At 64.6% G+C, this 17,098-nt stretch carries 14 protein-coding genes; 7 read left to right on the top strand and 7 right to left on the bottom strand.

The annotated features are described in order from the left end of the window. Position 1 precedes the first annotated feature (1 nt). The 3 genes from secB to DK366_RS18755 all read left to right on the top strand — a co-directional run bounded on the left by secB (position 2) and on the right by DK366_RS18755 (position 4,713). Positions 2-493 carry a protein-export chaperone SecB gene (gene secB / locus DK366_RS18765; RefSeq protein WP_109127082.1) on the top strand — a complete coding sequence of 164 codons (492 nt, stop codon included), beginning with the start codon at positions 2-4 and terminating at the stop codon, positions 491-493. A gap of 15 nt (positions 494-508) precedes the next feature. Further along, positions 509-1,537, top strand: coding sequence for an NAD(P)H-dependent glycerol-3-phosphate dehydrogenase (locus DK366_RS18760; RefSeq protein ID WP_109127081.1), 1,029 nt, complete (start codon positions 509-511; stop codon positions 1,535-1,537). A gap of 149 nt (positions 1,538-1,686) precedes the next feature. After that, positions 1,687-4,713: a DEAD/DEAH box helicase gene (locus tag DK366_RS18755; RefSeq protein ID WP_109127105.1), complete on the top strand. Its 3,027-nt coding sequence runs from the start codon at positions 1,687-1,689 to the stop codon at positions 4,711-4,713. A 169-nt stretch (positions 4,714-4,882) separates the two neighbouring features. Here the strand turns inward: DK366_RS18755 and DK366_RS18750 are convergent, their stop codons facing one another. The 4 genes from DK366_RS18750 to DK366_RS18735 form a co-directional block, all read right to left on the bottom strand. Beyond that, complete coding sequence (locus DK366_RS18750; RefSeq protein ID WP_109127080.1) at positions 4,883-5,209, bottom strand: hypothetical protein; 327 nt, start codon at positions 5,207-5,209, stop codon at positions 4,883-4,885. Between the two features lie 156 nt (positions 5,210-5,365). Continuing rightward, complete coding sequence (locus DK366_RS18745; RefSeq protein ID WP_109127079.1) at positions 5,366-6,049, bottom strand: HAD family hydrolase; 684 nt, start codon at positions 6,047-6,049, stop codon at positions 5,366-5,368. Positions 6,050-6,204: 155 nt separating this feature from the next. Beyond that, complete coding sequence (gene glk, locus DK366_RS18740) at positions 6,205-7,224, bottom strand: glucokinase (RefSeq protein WP_109127078.1); 1,020 nt, start codon at positions 7,222-7,224, stop codon at positions 6,205-6,207. A gap of 169 nt (positions 7,225-7,393) precedes the next feature. After that, a complete protein-coding gene (locus DK366_RS18735; RefSeq protein WP_109127077.1) occupies positions 7,394-8,092 on the bottom strand; it encodes an SDR family oxidoreductase in 699 nt (232 codons plus the stop codon). Between the two features lie 186 nt (positions 8,093-8,278). On the opposite strand from DK366_RS18735, the gene DK366_RS18730 reads away from it, so the two are divergent. Genes DK366_RS18730 through DK366_RS18715 form a run of 4 tightly spaced genes read left to right on the top strand, consistent with a single transcriptional unit; the run spans position 8,279 to position 13,082 of the window. Further along, complete coding sequence (locus DK366_RS18730; RefSeq protein ID WP_255412621.1) at positions 8,279-8,836, top strand: helix-turn-helix domain-containing protein; 558 nt, start codon at positions 8,279-8,281, stop codon at positions 8,834-8,836. After that, a complete protein-coding gene (locus tag DK366_RS18725; protein WP_109127076.1) occupies positions 8,833-9,936 on the top strand; it encodes an HlyD family secretion protein in 1,104 nt (367 codons plus the stop codon). Before DK366_RS18730 ends, DK366_RS18725 begins: the two co-directional genes overlap by 4 nt. Beyond that, complete coding sequence (locus DK366_RS18720; RefSeq protein ID WP_109127075.1) at positions 9,933-11,531, top strand: DHA2 family efflux MFS transporter permease subunit; 1,599 nt, start codon at positions 9,933-9,935, stop codon at positions 11,529-11,531. Before DK366_RS18725 ends, DK366_RS18720 begins: the two co-directional genes overlap by 4 nt. A gap of 33 nt (positions 11,532-11,564) precedes the next feature. After that, entirely contained in the window at positions 11,565-13,082 is a 1,518-nt protein-coding gene (locus tag DK366_RS18715) for an efflux transporter outer membrane subunit (RefSeq protein ID WP_109127074.1), read from the top strand. Positions 13,083-13,101: 19 nt separating this feature from the next. Here the strand turns inward: DK366_RS18715 and DK366_RS18710 are convergent, their stop codons facing one another. The 3 genes from DK366_RS18710 to DK366_RS18700 are packed head-to-tail and all read right to left on the bottom strand — an operon-like array spanning position 13,102 to position 17,035. Continuing rightward, positions 13,102-14,541, bottom strand: a complete 1,440-nt coding sequence (locus tag DK366_RS18710) for a cytochrome c (RefSeq protein ID WP_109127073.1) — start codon at positions 14,539-14,541, stop codon at positions 13,102-13,104. After that, positions 14,538-16,313, bottom strand: a complete 1,776-nt coding sequence (locus DK366_RS18705) for a GMC family oxidoreductase (RefSeq protein ID WP_109127072.1) — start codon at positions 16,311-16,313, stop codon at positions 14,538-14,540. Before DK366_RS18705 ends, DK366_RS18710 begins: the two co-directional genes overlap by 4 nt. Next, positions 16,310-17,035, bottom strand: coding sequence for a gluconate 2-dehydrogenase subunit 3 family protein (locus DK366_RS18700; protein WP_109127071.1), 726 nt, complete (start codon positions 17,033-17,035; stop codon positions 16,310-16,312). The genes DK366_RS18705 and DK366_RS18700 overlap by 4 nt, the downstream gene beginning before the upstream one ends. Positions 17,036-17,098: the final 63 nt, after the last annotated feature.

The raw sequence follows: 17,098 nt of genomic DNA, 5'->3' as shown, positions 1-17,098 counted from the left end.
CATGGCAGACGTCTCCGCCAACGGCCAGGCCGGCCAGCCGCAGCTGGTCCTGCAGAAGATTTACATCAAGGACGTGTCCTACGAGGCGCCCAACGCCCCGCAGATCTTCCAGGATGTAGGCGAGACCGACCTGCAGCCGCAGGTCCAGCTGAACCTGGGCCAGAAGTCCACCGACCTCGGCAACGACATGTTCGAAGTGGTGCTCAGCCTCACGCTGACCTGCTCGCTGGGCGAGCGCACCGCCTATCTGGCCGAAGTGCACCAGGCCGGCGTGTTCGGCATTGCTGGTTTCTCGGAAGAAGACCAGGCTGGCGTGCTGAACAGCTACTGCCCGAACCTGCTGTTCCCGTATGCCCGCCAGATGCTGTCGTCGCTGGTGCTGGAAGGCGGCTTCCCGCCGTTCCTGCTGCAGCCGATCAATTTCGATGCGCTCTACGCTGAACAGCAGCGTCGCATCCTCAGCGGCAGTGCCGCGCCGACGCTCAACAGCTAATCCAAGGGTCTGCTCATGGTTGAGCGTCCAACCCTGGCCGTCCTCGGTGCGGGTTCCTGGGGCACCGCGCTGGCGGCCCTGGCGGCCCGCAATCACGTCCCCACCCGCCTGTGGGGACGGGACGCGGCTGCGCTGAAGGCAATGGAGCAAACCCGTTGCAACCAGCGCTACCTGCCCGACATCGAGCTGCCGGCCGAACTCACGTACGAACCCGACCTGGTCGCTGCGCTGCGCGGCGCCCAGGTGGTGCTGATCGTGGTGCCCAGTCACGCCTTCGCCTCGATTCTCGAGGAGATGAAGCCGTACCTGGAACCCGGCGCCCGCATCGCGTGGGCCACCAAGGGCTTCGAGCCCGGCACCGGCCGTTTCCTGCACGAACTGGTGGCCGAGCGCTTCCCGGACCGTCCGGCGGCCGTCGTCACCGGCCCTTCCTTCGCCAAGGAAGTGGCCTCGGGCATGCCCAGTGCCGTCACCGTGCATTCGGAAGACGAAGCCTTCGGCCACGAGCTGGCGCAGATACTGCACGCGTCGAACTTCCGCGCTTACTCGGGCAACGACGTGCTGGGCGCGGAACTCGGTGGCGCCATGAAGAACGTGCTGGCGGTGGCCACGGGTGTGGCCGACGGCATGGATCTGGGCCTGAATGCGCGCGCGGGTCTCATCACGCGCGGCATGAACGAAATGCTCCGCCTTGGCGTGGCGCTGGGTGCCCGCCCGGAAACCCTGATGGGTCTCGCCGGACTGGGCGACCTGGTGCTTACCTGCACGGGTGACCTGTCGCGCAATCGCCGTCTCGGCCTGGCGCTGGGACGTGGCAAGGCCATTGACGACGCCGTTCGCGAGATCGGCCAGGTGGTCGAAAGCGTGCTCACGGCCGACGAAGTCGCTCGCCTGGCCGCCAAGCATGGGCTGGATCTGCCCATCAGCAGCGGCGTGCGTGCGGTGCTGCATGGCGAAGTGACGCCCGCGGAAGGGCTCAAGAGGCTGATGAGCCGCGAGCAGAAGCCTGAATATCCCCGGGGCCTCTTCACGCCGCCCGCTTGAGCCTTTGGTCCATCGCGCCGTTCGTTCACGCTGAATGCTCTCCTGAAGACGCTCTCCTCCGGTTTGAAAAAACCGGAGGCTGAGACGCGCACATCTGCTAGAGCCTTGCTAAGCTGAATCTTTTGGTCGCCCTAGCGGACCGAATGCGCATGCAGTCACCGGACGATAAACGGCACGACCGTCTGACCACGCAACGCGACGACAGCGTCGGCGAGCCGCTGCCTGGCGTCTGGCGCAAGCTGCTGGCCGCGCCCACGCCGGCAGTGCCGCCCGAGCCGCTGGTGCTCGGCTTCTTCGTGGACGTGGTGCCCGAAGAAGGTCAGCCCTACGCACACGTGGACATCGCGCCCGTGCTGCTGGCGATGGCCGAACAGGGGCGTTACGTGCGCCCCGCACCGCTGGACAGCAAACATCTCTCGCAACAGCCGCTGCAGCCGCACGAGCAACGCCTCGCCGCCACGGTGCTTGGCTTGCCGCAGACCTTGCGCAAGAGCCGCAGCTACGCGCGCCTCGCGGGTCACGTTGGCGATGCGCTACTGGCCGAGATCCTCGACACCACGCCGTGCTTCCTCGGCGGCCTTGCCGGCTTGCGCCTGTCGCGCGGCAAGGGGCATCAGCTCAACTGGCAGTGGCATCTGGAGAACGACGGCAGCCAGCGGCTGCTGCCCTGCATGCCGGCCAACCATCGCGTGCTGCGCATCGATGCCCTCTGGTACCTCGATGCCGAGCGCGCGGAGATGGGGCACCTCGATGCACCCATCGAAGAAACATCGTGGCTTGATCTTCCGCCGCTGAAACACGAGTACAGCCAGACCCTGCGCGACGTGTTGCCCACCAGCCGTCTTTCGCATCGCCTGCCGCTGCCGCAGGTGCTGGGCGAAATGCGTCGCGCGGAGCTGGCGCCCAAGCCCGTGTTGACCCTGCATGCGCTCACGCGGCACGCGCGGCTCGCTGCCGGCACGCCGCCGCTCGCGTATGCGCGCCTCGCCTTCGACTACGCAGGCGAGCGCCTGCCTGGCCGTGGTGGCGAGCCGCTGGTGCGTCGCGTGCGCAACGGTCACCTGGTCGAGATCACGCGCCGCCGTGCGGAAGAACTCTCCGCCATGGAACAGTTGGAACGCGCCGGCCTCACGCCCGGCGTGGATACCGAGGGCCTGCCCTGGGATCTGGCCGACACGCTGCCCGATGACGCCTGGCTGTTCCCCGGCAAGGGCTACGCCGGTGCGCTGGAAGTGAACACGCCGGCACGCTGGCTGGCGCTTCGCCCCAAGCTGGAAGCGGAAGGCTTCGTGCTCGATTACGCGCCCAGCTTCCCGTTCGAAGTGCTCGAAGGGCCGGTGCGCTGGTACGGCAACGCGGTGGAAGACACCGACGATCACGCCTTCGATCTGGAAATCGGCATCGAAGTGGAAGGCAAGCGCCACAACCTGCTGCCCGCCGTGGCGCAGGCGCTGGCCGATCATCAGTTGAACCTGAGCCCGGTACCGAACGAGCCGGAGGACGCCGTGTGGTACGCGCCGGTCGACGAGCGCCGCCGCGTGCCCGTGCGCCTGAAGGAACTGCGCGGCCTGCTGGCGCCGTTGGCCGAATACCTCGAACGCCCGCGCAAGAAGCTCCACCTGCCACGCGTGCAGGCGGGTCGTCTCGAAGAAATCGTGGAAGCGCTGCCCACCGGCGGCGAACTCGAAGCCCCGGACGCGCTGCGCGGTTTTACCGCGCGCCTGCGCGACGCGGCCGAGCGTGCCAGCGACGCGGTGCCCGAAGGCCTTACCGTCGAACTGCGTCCGTATCAGCGTGAAGGCCTGCGCTGGCTCAATGCGCTCGCCGAAGCCGGCGTGGGCGGCGTGCTTGCGGACGACATGGGTCTGGGCAAGACGCTGCAACTCATCACGCATCTGCTTTCATTGAAAGACAGCGGCGCGCTCACCGAGCCTGCACTCGTCGTCGTGCCCACCAGCCTTATTCCGAACTGGCTGGCCGAAGTGGCGCGTTTTGCACCGGCGTTGCGTGTGCTTGCGTTGCACGGTCCGCAACGCAGCGGTGATTTCTCGCAGATCGCCACGCATGACGTCATTCTCACCAGCTACGCACTGTTGCCACGCGACGTGGTGTCGCTGCGCAAGCAGCCGTTCTCGCTGATCGTGCTGGACGAGGCGCAGCAGGTGAAGAACCCGCGTACGCAGGCGCGTCGCGCGGTGCTCAGCCTGCGCGCGCCGCGTTGCATCTGCCTCACCGGCACGCCGCTTGAAAATCATCTGGGCGAGCTGTGGTCGCAGGTGGATCTTTCCGTGCCGGGTCTGCTCGGTGACGAAGGTGCGTTCCGTCGTCACTACCGCGTGCCGATCGAACGTCATCGCGACACGGATTGCCAGGATCGACTCAACCGTCGCCTTGCGCCGTTCATCCTTCGTCGTACCAAGTCGCAGGTGGCAAGCGAACTGCCGCCCAAGACGGAAATCACCCGTCGCGTGGTGCTGGAAGGAAAGCAGCGCGAACTCTACGAAAGCCTGCGCTTGTCGCTGGCGGAAGAGCTGCGCGAGGTTATCGCGCAACGCGGCATCGCGCACAGCGGCATCGTGGTGCTCGACGCACTGCTGAAGCTGCGCCAGGTGTGCTGCGATCCGCGACTGGTGAAACTGGAGGCGGCACGTGGCGTGCGCGATTCGGCGAAGTTCGAATTGTTGATGGACATGCTGCCCGCGTTGCTTGCGGAAGGCCGCAAGGTGCTGCTGTTCTCGCAGTTCACCGAAATGCTCAAGCTGATTGCGCACGAGCTTGATCGTCATCGCATCTCGTACGTCACGCTCACCGGCGAGACGCGCGATCGCGCCGAGCCGGTACGCCAGTTCCAGGAAGGTGAGGTGCCGTTGTTCCTGCTGTCGCTGAAGGCCGGCGGCGTGGGACTCAACCTCACCGCCGCCGACACGGTGATTCACTACGACCCGTGGTGGAACCCGGCAGCCGAGGCACAGGCCTCCGATCGCGCGCATCGCATCGGGCAGGACAAGCCGGTGTTCGTATTCCGCCTGATCACGGGCGGCACCGTGGAAGAGCGCATCGAAGAACTGAAGGCACGCAAGGCGGAGCTTGCCGAAGCCGTGCTCGAAGGCGGCGGCACGCGCGAGAAGCTCAGCTTCGATCAGGCCGATCTGGACGCGCTGCTGGCGCCAGGCTAATGCCGCATTACTCCCTCTCCCCTTCGGGGAGAGGGTTGGGGTGAGTCCCGAAAAGGGGATAAAGGTCGGGTGCTCGCGAAAGCGTTTCTTTTTCTGACGCCTCAGGGTGCGCTCGTTTAAAGCAATTAACCCCAAGCTCCGCGTGAGCGATTTGAGCGAGCCAGCCGCCCTACATCGCCGGCCTGGTCCTCAACAACGCATCCACCGCCTGCTGCCACTGCGGCGAACCCGGTTGCGACTGCGGCGCTTCCTGTCCCAGCTTGTGCTGCACAGCGCGATTCCACTCGGCGGAGCCGCGGTCGGGGCCATGGCCGTCGTCGCTGATCTGCAGGCGTTCGTCGACCCACTCGAACCATTGCGGTGAACCCAGTTCCGCGTTGTCCGGTGCACTGGCTGCTTCGGATTTGGGTTGCGGTGGCTTCTGGTCGGGCGGCGGTGACGCCGGTGAGCACGCCACGAGCAGTGCGAGAGGAAGCATGGCAAGAAAGCGGCGCATGTCGGCCTCCTGGTTTCCTGATCAACTTGGGAGACTAACCGCAAGCTGCCGCGAGGCGATGAATCGCAAGGAAATATAAGGAGCGAGTTAAGGAGCAAGAAGTGAGAGGGCAGACATCTCACTCCATTGTCCTTCTTCTGCGCTAACGCATGCTCTTCAACTACGCGCGACGACTTCGTCGATGTGCTTGAGCAGATCAGCGGGATCTTCATTCACGCGGAATGCGCCGGCGTCTTCCAGTTCTTCCTCTCCGTAACCGCCCGACAGCAGGCCCACGCCGAGTGCGCGTGCACGTTGCGCGGCAAGCATGTCCCAGATGCTGTCGCCAATGACGAGGCTGTAATGGATATCCACGCCAAGTCGCTGCGCGGCGGTAACGAAGAGATCCGGATCGGGCTTGGCGTGGCGAACCTGATCGCGCGTCACCACCGGCACCTTCGACGGGTCTACGCCCAGCGCTTCAAGATTGTGAGCTGCGGTGGTCATGCGACCGCTGGTGGCAATGGCCCAGGGAATCTCGGCGTCGGTCAGGAAGGCAAGCAGCTCACGCGCACCGGGCAGCGGACGCACCGAGCCTTGCGTCGCCTGGCGGTTGTACGCCTCGGCGTGCCAGGTGCGCAGGCGGGCGAGGCGTTCCTCGGTGATTTCGATGCCGGTTTCGCGCAACAGGATGTTGGCGAACAGGCCGCCGCTCATGCCGATCTTGCGATGGATGCGCCACACGGAAAGCTCCACGCCTTCGCGGTCGAGTGCTTCTTTCCAGGCCAGTACGTGCTGGTAGACGCTGTCGACAAGAGTGCCGTCGAGATCGAACAGGAACGCGGTGTCGGCGCGTGGCATGGCAGGTTCGCCTGGTCGGGGGAGGGCACGACAGCGTAGCACTGCAAAGCGCGTGGGTCGGGCATGCGGCTGATGAACTGCAGCATGGATCGCAGCGGCGACACGCGAGCGTGTCGCCGTTTATTGCTGGACGGACGTGACGCCTCGGGTTGGCGTCAGGCGCTGGGCATCAGCGGCTTGCCGGCGTCGAGCACGGCCAGTGCTGCGGCGCCGAGCAGGCCCGGGTCCGGATGCATCATGGCGACGGTGGGCACCTGTTCCATGGTTTCGCGGAAGCGGCCCTTGGCTTCGAAACGTTCGCGGAAACCGCCGTGCTTCAGCCACGGCAGCAGGATGGGCAGCATGCCGCCGGTGAGGAACACGCCGTCCCAGCCGCCAAGGTTCAGCACCAGGTCGCCCGCCACGCTGCCGAAGATGCCGGCCAGCGTTTCCACCGTGCGCACGCACAACGGATCGGAGCCGGCCTCGGCACGCGCGGTGATGTCTTCGGGCGTGTATTCCTCGGGCGGCTGGCCCGCGATGTCGGCCAGTGCAAGGTAGAGATTCACCAGGCCGTTGCCGCAGATCATGCGTTCGTTGGAAACGCGGCCGAAGCGATCGTTGAGGCGATGCAGGATTTCCACGTCTTCAGTCGTGTGCGCGGCAAAACCGGCGTGACCACCTTCGGTTTCCAGCACCATCCAGCGGCCCTCGCGACGCATCAGGCCGGCGACGCCCAGGCCGGTGCCCGGGCCCACCACCACGAACGTCTGCGTATCGCGCGTGCCCAATGCCGGCATCGCCTGCGGGCCGACCGAGGCCAGTTGTTGCGCCGTGTGCAGCGGCACCGCCATCGCCTGTGCAGCGAAGTCGTTCACCAGGTGCACCGATTCCATGTTGAGCTCGGCTTGCAGCGAATGCGCCGCGACCTGCCACGGATTGTTGGTGACCTTGACCGTCTCGCCTTCGCTCACGCGACCGGCGGCCGCGATGACCGCGCGCGATGCGGTCAGGCCGGTGTCGGTGAAGTACTGGCGGATGGCTTCGGCGAGGGACTCATGGTCCTTCACGCGATAGCGCCGCACGCTGTCGTCCATCAGCGGGTTGGCACGGCCCGTATCAGCCAGGGCGAACCGCACATTGGTGCCGCCAAGGTCAGCAAGCAAGGTCGGGGCGGCACGGGCTGGTGTTCTCATGGACGATCCTGCACTTGGGGAGACAGTAAGCCTGACTCCCTCGGGCTTTTTCGTCCAGTACTGCGGGCGCCTCGTTCCGCTATTTTTTGGCCATTCGCTTCCGAATGGCTGGCCGTCCGGCCGTCCATCATGACCGGGGCGCTACACGCCCCGGTCATGCCGGTGTCGATCAACCGCCGAGATACGCCGCAGGCGTGGCGTTGAAGCCGGCTTTCACCTGCCTGGACGTCTCATCCGCAAGCACTTCCGAATCGCCGCGCTCCAGCGCCTCGAGCGTGCGTGCGGCGATGTCGTGCGGGCTGGTCTTGGGTGCGTCGACGCTGGCGACCATGTCGGTATCGATATAGCCCGCGTGGATGCCGAGCACCTGCGTGTGCTGCTCGCGCAATTCATTGCGAAGGCTGTTGGTAAGCGCCCACGCCGCCGCCTTGGATACCGAATATGCGCCCGTGGTCGGCAGGCTGAGCCAGCTCAATGCAGAAAGCATGTTCACCAGCGCGCCACCGCCATTCCTCTTCAACACAGGCGCGAACGCCTGGCTGACGTTGAAAATGCCGTACAGGTTCGTTTCCATGATGTGACGCAGATTGCCGTCGGCTTGTGCATCCAGCACCGAAGGAAGTCCGTTGATGCCGGCGTTGTTCACCACGATGTCGACGTCCGACGCCAGCACCGCCGCGGCGGCGACATCCTTCGCATTCGTCACATCCAGCTTCACCGGCACAACGCCCGGCAACGTGACGGTGGAAGGATCGCGCGCGCCGGCATAAACCTTCTTCGCGCCGGCAGCGAGGAACGCCTTCGCGAAGGCGAGGCCGAGACCGCGATTGGCGCCGGTGACGAGAACGGTTGAGCCTTGGATTTTCATGAGCATGGTTCCTGAAAGAGGGGAAGAAGTGCTGCAGCCATAAAATGACGAAAATCATATAAAGGACGCCGCGCGGCCTTTCAAGGCTGCTCCCGAAACTTTTTTCCGGTCATCCCGTTTCACGGTCCCATCACAAAAAGTCACTTGCATTCCGCAAGTTACCATTTATATGATGCACATCATTCAATGAGATGGGCCGCCGACGTGCGCCGTAGCAGCTCTGAAAACACGCCATGTCCCATCGTCCGCGGGCTCGACCACGTGGGCGAGTGGTGGAGCATGTTGATCCTTCGCGATGCCTTTTATGGGCTCAGCCGGTTTGACGACTTCCAGACCAGCCTGGGCATCGCACCCAACATCCTCAGTCGCCGGCTGACCAAGCTGGTCGAGGTGGGCATGTTGGAGCGCCGCCGCTACTGCAATCGCCCCCTTCGCTACGACTACGTGCTTACCGAGCGCGGCCGCGATTTCCGTCCCGTGCTGCTGGCCATGATGGCCTGGGGCAATCGCCACTTTGCCGACGAAGGACAAGCCATCGAGCTGGTCGACCGGCAGACGGGCCACGTGGTGGAACCGCAGCTCATCGATCGCCACACGGGCGAACCCATTACTCGCGAACGCCACGAAATGCGCGCCGGCCCTGCCGCCAGCGAGCGCATGAAGGCGCGCATCGCATTCAGGAATTCGCGCGCGCTGGCGCGCCAGACCCTTTCCGATCCCAACCTTCCGGAGTCACTGCCATGAACGTCGCTACTGCCGCGGAACGCGCGGAAATCCCGGTCCTCGTGGACCCCACACCGCGCAACAGAAAGAAACGCCTGCTCAGCATTGCCGTTGGTGCGGCCATCGTGGCCGGCGTCATCTACGGTGGTCACTGGTGGAGCGTCGGTCGCTTCTTTGAAGACACCGACGACGCCTACGTCGGCGGCGATGTCACGGTCGTCGGACCCAAGGTGCCCGGCTATATCCAGCAAGTCGCCGTGACGGACAACCAGTTCGTACATGCCGGCGATCTGCTGGTGAAGATCGACGATCGCGATTACCGTGCCGCGCTGGCCAAGGCCGAAGGCGCTGTCGCCGCAGAGAACGCACAGCTCGCCAATCTCGACGCCAATGAAAAGCTGCAGGAAGCCGTGATTCGCCAGGCGCAAGCGGGTGTCGCCGCAGCGGATGCGGAAACGCAGCGCTCACGCGATGACGAAGCGCGTTATCGCGATCTGTCCAGCCGCGCCGCTGTTTCCATCGAAAGTGCACAGCGTGCCGACGCCACCTTCAAGACGGCACGTGCCGATTCGGACAAGGCACAAGCCTCGCTTATCGCGGCACAGCGCCAGATCGATGTCATCGAATCGCAGAAGCAGCAGGCACGCGCGGCGCTGGATCAGGCCAAGGCCGAACGCGATATCGCCAGGCTCAATCTCGGCTACACCGAGCTGCGCGCACCGGTGGACGGTGTGGTTGGCAACCGCCGCGCACGCAACGGCGCCTATGCGCCGGCCGGATCGCAGCTGCTGTCCGTGGTCCCGGCGCATGGCTTGTGGGTGGATGCCAACTTCAAGGAAGACCAGCTCGCCCGCATGAGCGCCGGCCAGCCCGTGGAGATTCGCGCCGACGTGCTGCCTGGTCGCGTGTTCCACGGTCACCTTGCCAGCCTGGCGCCGGCCACGGGTGCGCAATTCAGCGTGCTGCCGCCGGAAAATGCCACAGGCAACTTCACCAAAGTCGTGCAGCGCGTGCCCGTGCGCGTGTTGCTGGACAAGAGCGACGGCGACCTGGGCGTGCTGCGCCCCGGACTTTCCGTGGTGGCCAATGTCGACACGCGCGCCAAGGCCGCCACGCCATGAACGCCATCGCCTCTCGCGGCATGTTTGCAGAGCCGATCGACCCGGCCGCCTTGTCGATGGCACAGAAAGTCTTCGCCTTCGCGACCATGTGCGTAGGCATGTTCATTGCGTTGCTGGATATCCAGATCGTGTCCGCTTCGCTGCGCGACATCGGTGGCGGCCTTTCTGCCGGCACCGATGAAACGGCGTGGGTGCAAACCAGCTATCTCATCGCGGAAATCGTGGTGATTCCATTGTCGGGCTGGCTTTCCCGCGTCATGTCCACGCGCTGGCTGTTCGCCGTTTCTGCCGCTGGTTTCACCATCACCAGCATGCTCTGCGGCGCGGCCTGGGATATCCAGAGCATGATCGTGTTCCGCGCGCTGCAGGGTTTTCTCGGCGGTTCGATGATCCCGACGGTGTTCACCACAGCATTCGTCTTCTTCGAAAACAAGCAGCGTGTGGTGGCAGCTGCCACCATCGGCGCCATCGCATCGCTGGCGCCCACGCTTGGGCCGACACTGGGTGGCTGGATCACGGACAACTCGTCGTGGCACTGGTTGTTCTTCATCAATCTTGTCCCGGGCGTGTTCGTCACTGTTGCCGTGCCGTTGCTGGTCAACATCGATCGCCCCGATTTTTCCCTGCTGAAGAACGCCGACTACCTCGGCATGGTGCTCTTGGCCATCTTCCTGGGCTGCCTGGAATACACGCTGGAAGAAGGCCCGCGCTGGAACTGGATCAGCGATCGCGTGATCCTCACCAACGCCTGGTTGTCGGGTATTGCCGGTGTCGCCTTCATTGCGCGCAGTCTTCTCTATGCACACCCGGTGGTGGATCTTCGGGCTCTGAAAGACCGCAACTTTGCACTCGGCAGCTTCTTCTCGTTCGTGACCGGCATTGGCCTGTTCGCCACGATCTACTTGACGCCGCTGTTTCTCGGTCGCGTTCGCGGATACAGCGCGCTGCAGATCGGCGAAGCCGTGTTCTCCACGGGCGTGTTCCAGATCATGACGATCCCGCTGTATACGTTCCTGGCGAAACGCTACGACCTGCGCTGGATCATGATGGCTGGCCTGGCGCTCTTCGCTGTCTCCATGTGGGACTTCACGCCGATCACGCACGACTGGAGCAGTCGCGAATTGCTGTTGCCGCAAGCCTTGCGCGGCATGGCGCAACAGCTGGCGGTGCCGCCGGCGGTGACGCTTACGCTGGGCGGCCTTGCGCCGGCGCGACTCAAGCTGGCCTCGGGCCTGTTCAATCTCATGCGCAACCTGGGCGGCGCCATCGGTATCGCCGTGTGCGCGACCATCCTCAACGATCGCACCAACGAACACTTCTATCACCTGGCCGAGCGACTCAACGCCAGCAACGAAGCCATGAACGGCTGGCTTGCCACCGCGAGTAGTCATCTGTCCGAACTGGGACAGAACCCGAATGACGCCAGCGATGGTTCGCTGCATCAGTTGTGGCTGCTCGCCTATCGCGAAGCGCAGACGCTTTCCTATGCGGATGCCTTCCTCGCCATTGGCCTGTGCTTTGTCGTCGCCACGGCGATGGTGCCGCTGATGCGCAAGGTGGCCCCGCCGAAGGGCCCGTCGGCCGACGCGCACTGATTCCCTTCTTCTTCCATCCTTCGAGACATCACGATGAACATTTCGATTTCGTCCCCCGTTGGCGCGTCACGATCATCGTCGCGTCGTTCCTCCCTTCGCCTGGGCGCCATCGCCGCGGCGTTGATCGGTCTGGCCGGTTGCACGGTGGGCCCCGATTACGTTCGCCCCGACGTGAAGACCAACACCGACTACACCAGCCGGTCACTGCTGCAAGCACGCGATGCAACGCGTGCAGCGCCCGCCTTGGACACGTGGTGGAACGGCTTCGATGATCCGGAGCTGGCGCGCATCATCAGCCGCGTGATGGCACAGAACCTGGATCTCGCCGCTGCCATGGCACGCGTGGACCAGGCCCGCGCCGCGGCACGCGAAGCCGGCGCGCAACTTGCCCCGCAAGGCAGCCTCGACGGCCAGGTGGTGCAGCAGCATCAGTCCACCAAAGGTCCGCTGGGCGAAATCGCCAGCCAGTTCCCGGGCTACAAGCGCACACAGACGCTGGAAACGCTCGGTGTCGGCGCGAGCTGGGAAATCGACGTGGCCGGCGGCCTGCATCGCGGAGCCGAGGCTGCCGATGACGAGGCGCAAGCAGCCGAGGCCGCACAGGATGGCGTGCGTGTGTCCGTGGCTGCCGAGGCGGCCGACAGCTATTTCCAGGTACGCGGCGCGCAGGAGCGTATTCGCCTGGCCCAGCAGCAGATCGACACCGAAAGCCAGTTGCTTGAACTGGTGAAGGTTCGCCTCGCGGGTGGCTTGGCTACGTCGCGCGAAGTGGCGCAGGCACAGGCGCTGGTGCTGCAGGCCAAGACCACGTTGCCGCCGTTGCGCACCGCACTTCAACAGCAGCTCAATCGCCTTGATGTGTTGATGGGTGCCGCACCCGGTACGTATGCCGCCGAACTCAAGGACAGCCCGCAGACGTTCACCGTGCCGGTAATTGGCACGGATGGCGGCCCTGACATGCTGCTGCGTCGCCGCCCGGACGTCATTGCCGCCGAGCGCAGGCTTGCTGCGTCCAATGCACGCATTGGCGTCGCCACGGCCGAGTACTACCCCAAGGTGTCGCTGGGCGCGTTGCTCGGTGCGGAGAGCCTGTCCAGCGGTTCCCTGTTTTCCTCGCAGGCATTCCAGCCGCAGGCCGTGCTTGGGCTGCACTGGCGCCTGTTCGATTTCGGTCGCGTGGATGCCGAGGTGGCGCAGGCGAAAGGCGCGAATGCCGAAGCGCTGGCGCAATACCGCCAGTCGATGCTGCGCGCCACCGAAGACGTGGAAAACGCCATCGTCTCCCTGGCCGAGCTGGAAACACAGCATCGCGACCTGGAAGCCGAAGTGCAGGCCCACGTGCAGGCGCGCGATGCCGCCCAGGATGCCTACAAGGGCGGCGCCGTCAGCCTGATCGAAGTGTTGGATGAAGATCGCCAGCTGCTCAACGCCCGCGACGAACTCGCCCGCGTGCATGCCGACGACGCGCGCGCCGCTGTCGCCACGTTCCGCGCGCTGGGCGGCGGCTGGTCGGGCAGCACTATCGACGCAAAGGCCGTGGCGGCACGTTGAGCGCCGCCACGAAACGCAGCTACTTGTTCGTCACCGGTGTGCCCGCGGCTTGTTCCTCGGCCGTGGGCCCCGGTTCGCCGGGCGATTGAATGCGAGGGTCGTAACCCGTCATCAACGGCTGGCCACCGGGTGGCAGGGCGCGGAAATGGGCAACATCCTGGGCGGATACGGCGCCGCCGCGATTGCCCCAGCTGGAACGAACGAAGGTAAGGATGTCGGCGATCTGCTGATCGTTTAATCGTTCGCGGAACGCGGGCATGCCAAATTGCGTGGGTGCATCGCGACCCGCCGGCATGGTGCCGCCATGCAGGACCAGGCGAATCGCCGAGGATGCCTTTTCACCGTTGAGCACCGGATTGCCAGCCAATGCCGGGAACACGGCGCCGTAGCCGTGGCCATCCGTGCGATGACAGGTGGCGCAGTTGTCCACGTAGAGTTGCGCGCCCGCTGCGCTGACGTTGCCGCTGTACAGGGCGGTGTGCGTGGCGTCGTCATACGTCACGGCCTGTTCCTGGCGATTGGGCGGCAAGGACTTCAGGAAATGCGCGACGGCGGCGAGATCCTGGTCGCTCATGTATTGCGTGCTGTGTTCCACCACGTCGCTCATGCCGCCGAATACCGCGCTGCGTTCCGTGCGGCCGGACTTCAGCAGGGTCGCGATGTCCTCTTCGCTGGTGCTGCCCAGACCGCTGGCAAGTTCGCCGCGCAAACTGGGAGCGACCCAGTTGTCGCTGTCGCCGCCACTCAGGTAGGCCGAGCCATTGCTCGGGCCGAGCGCCTTTTCCTGCAGGGTGAAAGCGCGTGGCGTGTGACACGCGCCGCAGTGGCCAAGACCTTCCACCAGATACTGGCCACGCGAAAGTACCGCGTCACCGGAGGCGGTCTGTACCGGTTCCACCTTGGGTGCGAACAGCCAACGCCAATACGTCAGCGGCCAGCGCATGGAGAGCGGCCACGCAATGCCCTCGGCGCGGTTCTCCTGTTTCACCGGTTGCACGCCGTGCATGAAGTAGGCGTACAGCGCCTGCACGTCCTGGTCGCTGACCTTCGCATACGAAGGGTAGGGCATGGCCGGATACAGCGTGTGGCCGTCGGCGTTGATGCCACGACGCACCGCGCGCTCGAATTGCCCGTACGTGTACTTGCCGATGCCTGACTCGGGATCAGGCGTGATGTTGGTGCTGTAGATGGTGCCGATGGGCGAAGCGATGGGCAGGCCGCCTGCGAACGCTTGCCCGCCAGGCGCCGTGTGGCATGCCGCGCAATCGCCAAGGCGCGCCAGGTATTCGCCCTGCTTGATCTGATCGGGCGTGGCTTCGGGCGCCGTGGCGGCAGCGTCGCCTCCGCCACCGGGAAACAGCATGGCGGCTACCCACGCAATGATCACCAGCAAGACCAGCACTACGATGAGGCGCAACAGGCCGCCACCGCGTCGACGGGGAGGGGCATACGTGTTCATGCCTGCACCAGGGGTCCGGGATTCTTGAGGTAGGTTTCACGAATGGCCTTGACGGACATGTACGTGAGGCCGCCGATCAAACCGGTGGGGTTGTAGCCGAGATTCTGCGGGAAGGCGGATGCGCCGGTGACGAACACGTTGTGCACGTCCCAGTTCTGCTGGAAGCGATTGAGCGCACTGGTTTCCGGCGACGTTCCCTGGATCACGCCGCCCGTGGTGTGCGTAGTCTGGTATTGCCGCACATCGTAGTGATCGCCGGGCTTGCGGATCGTCTGCGACGTCTGCTTCGGCTTCATGGCATCTGCGATTTCCTGCGCACGATCGGTCAGGAAGCGCGTCATCTTGTATTCGTTGTCGTGCCAGTCGAAGGTGATGCGCAGCAGCGGCAGGCCGAACGCATCCTTGTAGGTCGGGTCGAGATCGAGATAGCGATCGCGATAGGACATCACCGAGCCGTGCGTCTGCACGCCGGTGGTATGCAGGTAGCTGTCCTTCGCGGCGCGCTTCCATTTTTCGCCCCACGCAGGCGTACCCGGCGGCAGCAGCAATTGCTGGATCGGCCGACCGCCGGTCTGTCCGCCCAGGATGTAACCGCCACCGACGAAGCCGTGCGGACCATGATCGAAGTGGTCGGAGTTGAATTCGTCGATGATCTGGTTGCCACCCGAACCAGCGCCGATGAACGGATTGATCGCCACATCCTTGTCGAAGAACGTGGTGACGTTGCTCATCATCTGGTACGCGTAGTTCTTGCCGATCACACCCTTGCCGGTATTCGGGGCGTACGGTGTGCCGATGCCGGAGAGCAGCATCAAGCGCACGTTGTGCATCTGGAAGGCCGACACGATCACCAGGTCCGCCGGCTGCTCCACCTGCTGGCCTTGCGCGTCGATATAGGTGACGCCCGTGGCGCGCTTGCCGGTGGAGTCCAGGTTGATCTTCACCACATGGCTGTTGGTACGCAGCTGGAAATTCGGCTTGCGCATCAGCACGGGAAGAATGGTCGTCTGCGGCGAGGCCTTGGAATACATGAAGCAGCCGAAACGCTCGCAGTAGCCGCAGAGGTTGCACGGGCCAAGGCGCACGCCATGCGGGTTGGTATAAGGACGCGAAGCGTTCGATGAAGGCTGCGGGAAGGGCTTGTAACCCTTGGAACGCGCGGCATCGGCGAAGAGCTTGGCGCCGAAGTTGTCGGCCACCGGCGGATTGGGATATTCGCGCTTGCGCACGCCTTCGAACGGATTGCCGCCTTCCTTGATCTCGCCGTTGAGGTTGCCCGCGCGGCCGGACGTGCCGCACAGGTATTCGAATTGATCCAGGAAGGGTTCGAGCTCGTCGTAGGTGACGCCGTAATCCTGGATCTGCATGTCCGGGGGCATGAACTTCGCCCCGTAGCGCTTGGCGTTGTGACTCTGGAATTCCAGGTCTTCCGGCGAGGGCCGGTAGTGCTGGCCGTTCCAGTGAATGCCTGCGCCGCCCACGTTGTTGCCGAGCAGGAACGAGCCGTACTGGCGATACGGCACGGCATTTTCGTTGAGGTTGTGCCGGATCGTTACCGTTTCTCGCGCCAGCGGCTGGAACAGTTCGCCGCGGATGCCGTAGGCCAGCTCGTCGGCATTGTGCGGATAGGTGAAGTCGGGCGACGTGTCGCGCCAGGCGCCGCGCTCCAGCGCAAGGATCTTCAACCCCGTATCCACCAGTTCCATGCCAATGATGGCGCCCGTCCAGCCGAAGCCGACCAGCACCACGTCGACCGGTTTCATGCGCATCATGACTTGGCCTCTTCGATGGAAACCGGACCGAACGGATACACCTTGCCGGGTTGCTCCACCCAGTCGGCGAAGTCGGCGCGCGCACCGGGAAAGCCGATCATCTTCCAGGCGCCCATCTGCTTGTTGCCGCCATACATCGGGTCGGCGAAATAGCCTTCCTTCGTATTGGTGAGCAGCTGCGAGAAGAACGTGGTGGCCGGCACGTCGTCGAGCTTGATCTCGCCTTTTTCCAGCTGATGCAGGATGGCATCGCGCTGGTCTGCGGACAGGGCCGCGAATTTCTGGTTGTGCTGCTTCTGGCACCAGTCGTCGATGGTGGCGATGGCCTTGCGATAGAACTCGCGTGGCGTGTAGCGCAGCTGGTAGCCGAGCGTGGCGGGCGCATCCGGAGTGAAGGGCCCCTGCATGTACCAGAGTCCGCCATGGCCGTACGCCGCTTCCATCTGCCGATCAAGGAACTCCGGCACGCCGGCTTCCACGGCGCCGGGGCCATCCGCATTGGCGGGAATCAGGCGGTCGACGGCAGCCTCGAGGAATTCATACTCGGGTGCCGTGAAGTAGCGCGGTGTGTACTTGGAGGTCGCCGTGGCAGCCGGTGCCGCGGTGCTGCTGGCCTGCGTCTGCGCAATGGCGGATGTGCCCAGCAGGCTGACGGCAGGAACGGCCACCAGCGATTGCCGCAGGAAGTCGCGACGCGATCGCGAGCTCGGCTTGTTCGACATGACACTCCCCGTATTTTTGCGCGCCGCGCGCCGGTTGATGCTGACGCGACAGGTGAATGCAAA

Source organism: Dyella sp. C11, assembly GCF_003121485.1.
In the GTDB taxonomy this organism is placed as follows: Bacteria; Pseudomonadota; Gammaproteobacteria; order Xanthomonadales; family Rhodanobacteraceae; genus Dyella.
Note: the sequence above shows the minus strand (reverse complement) of the source record. Positions and strands in the feature narration are given on the sequence as shown.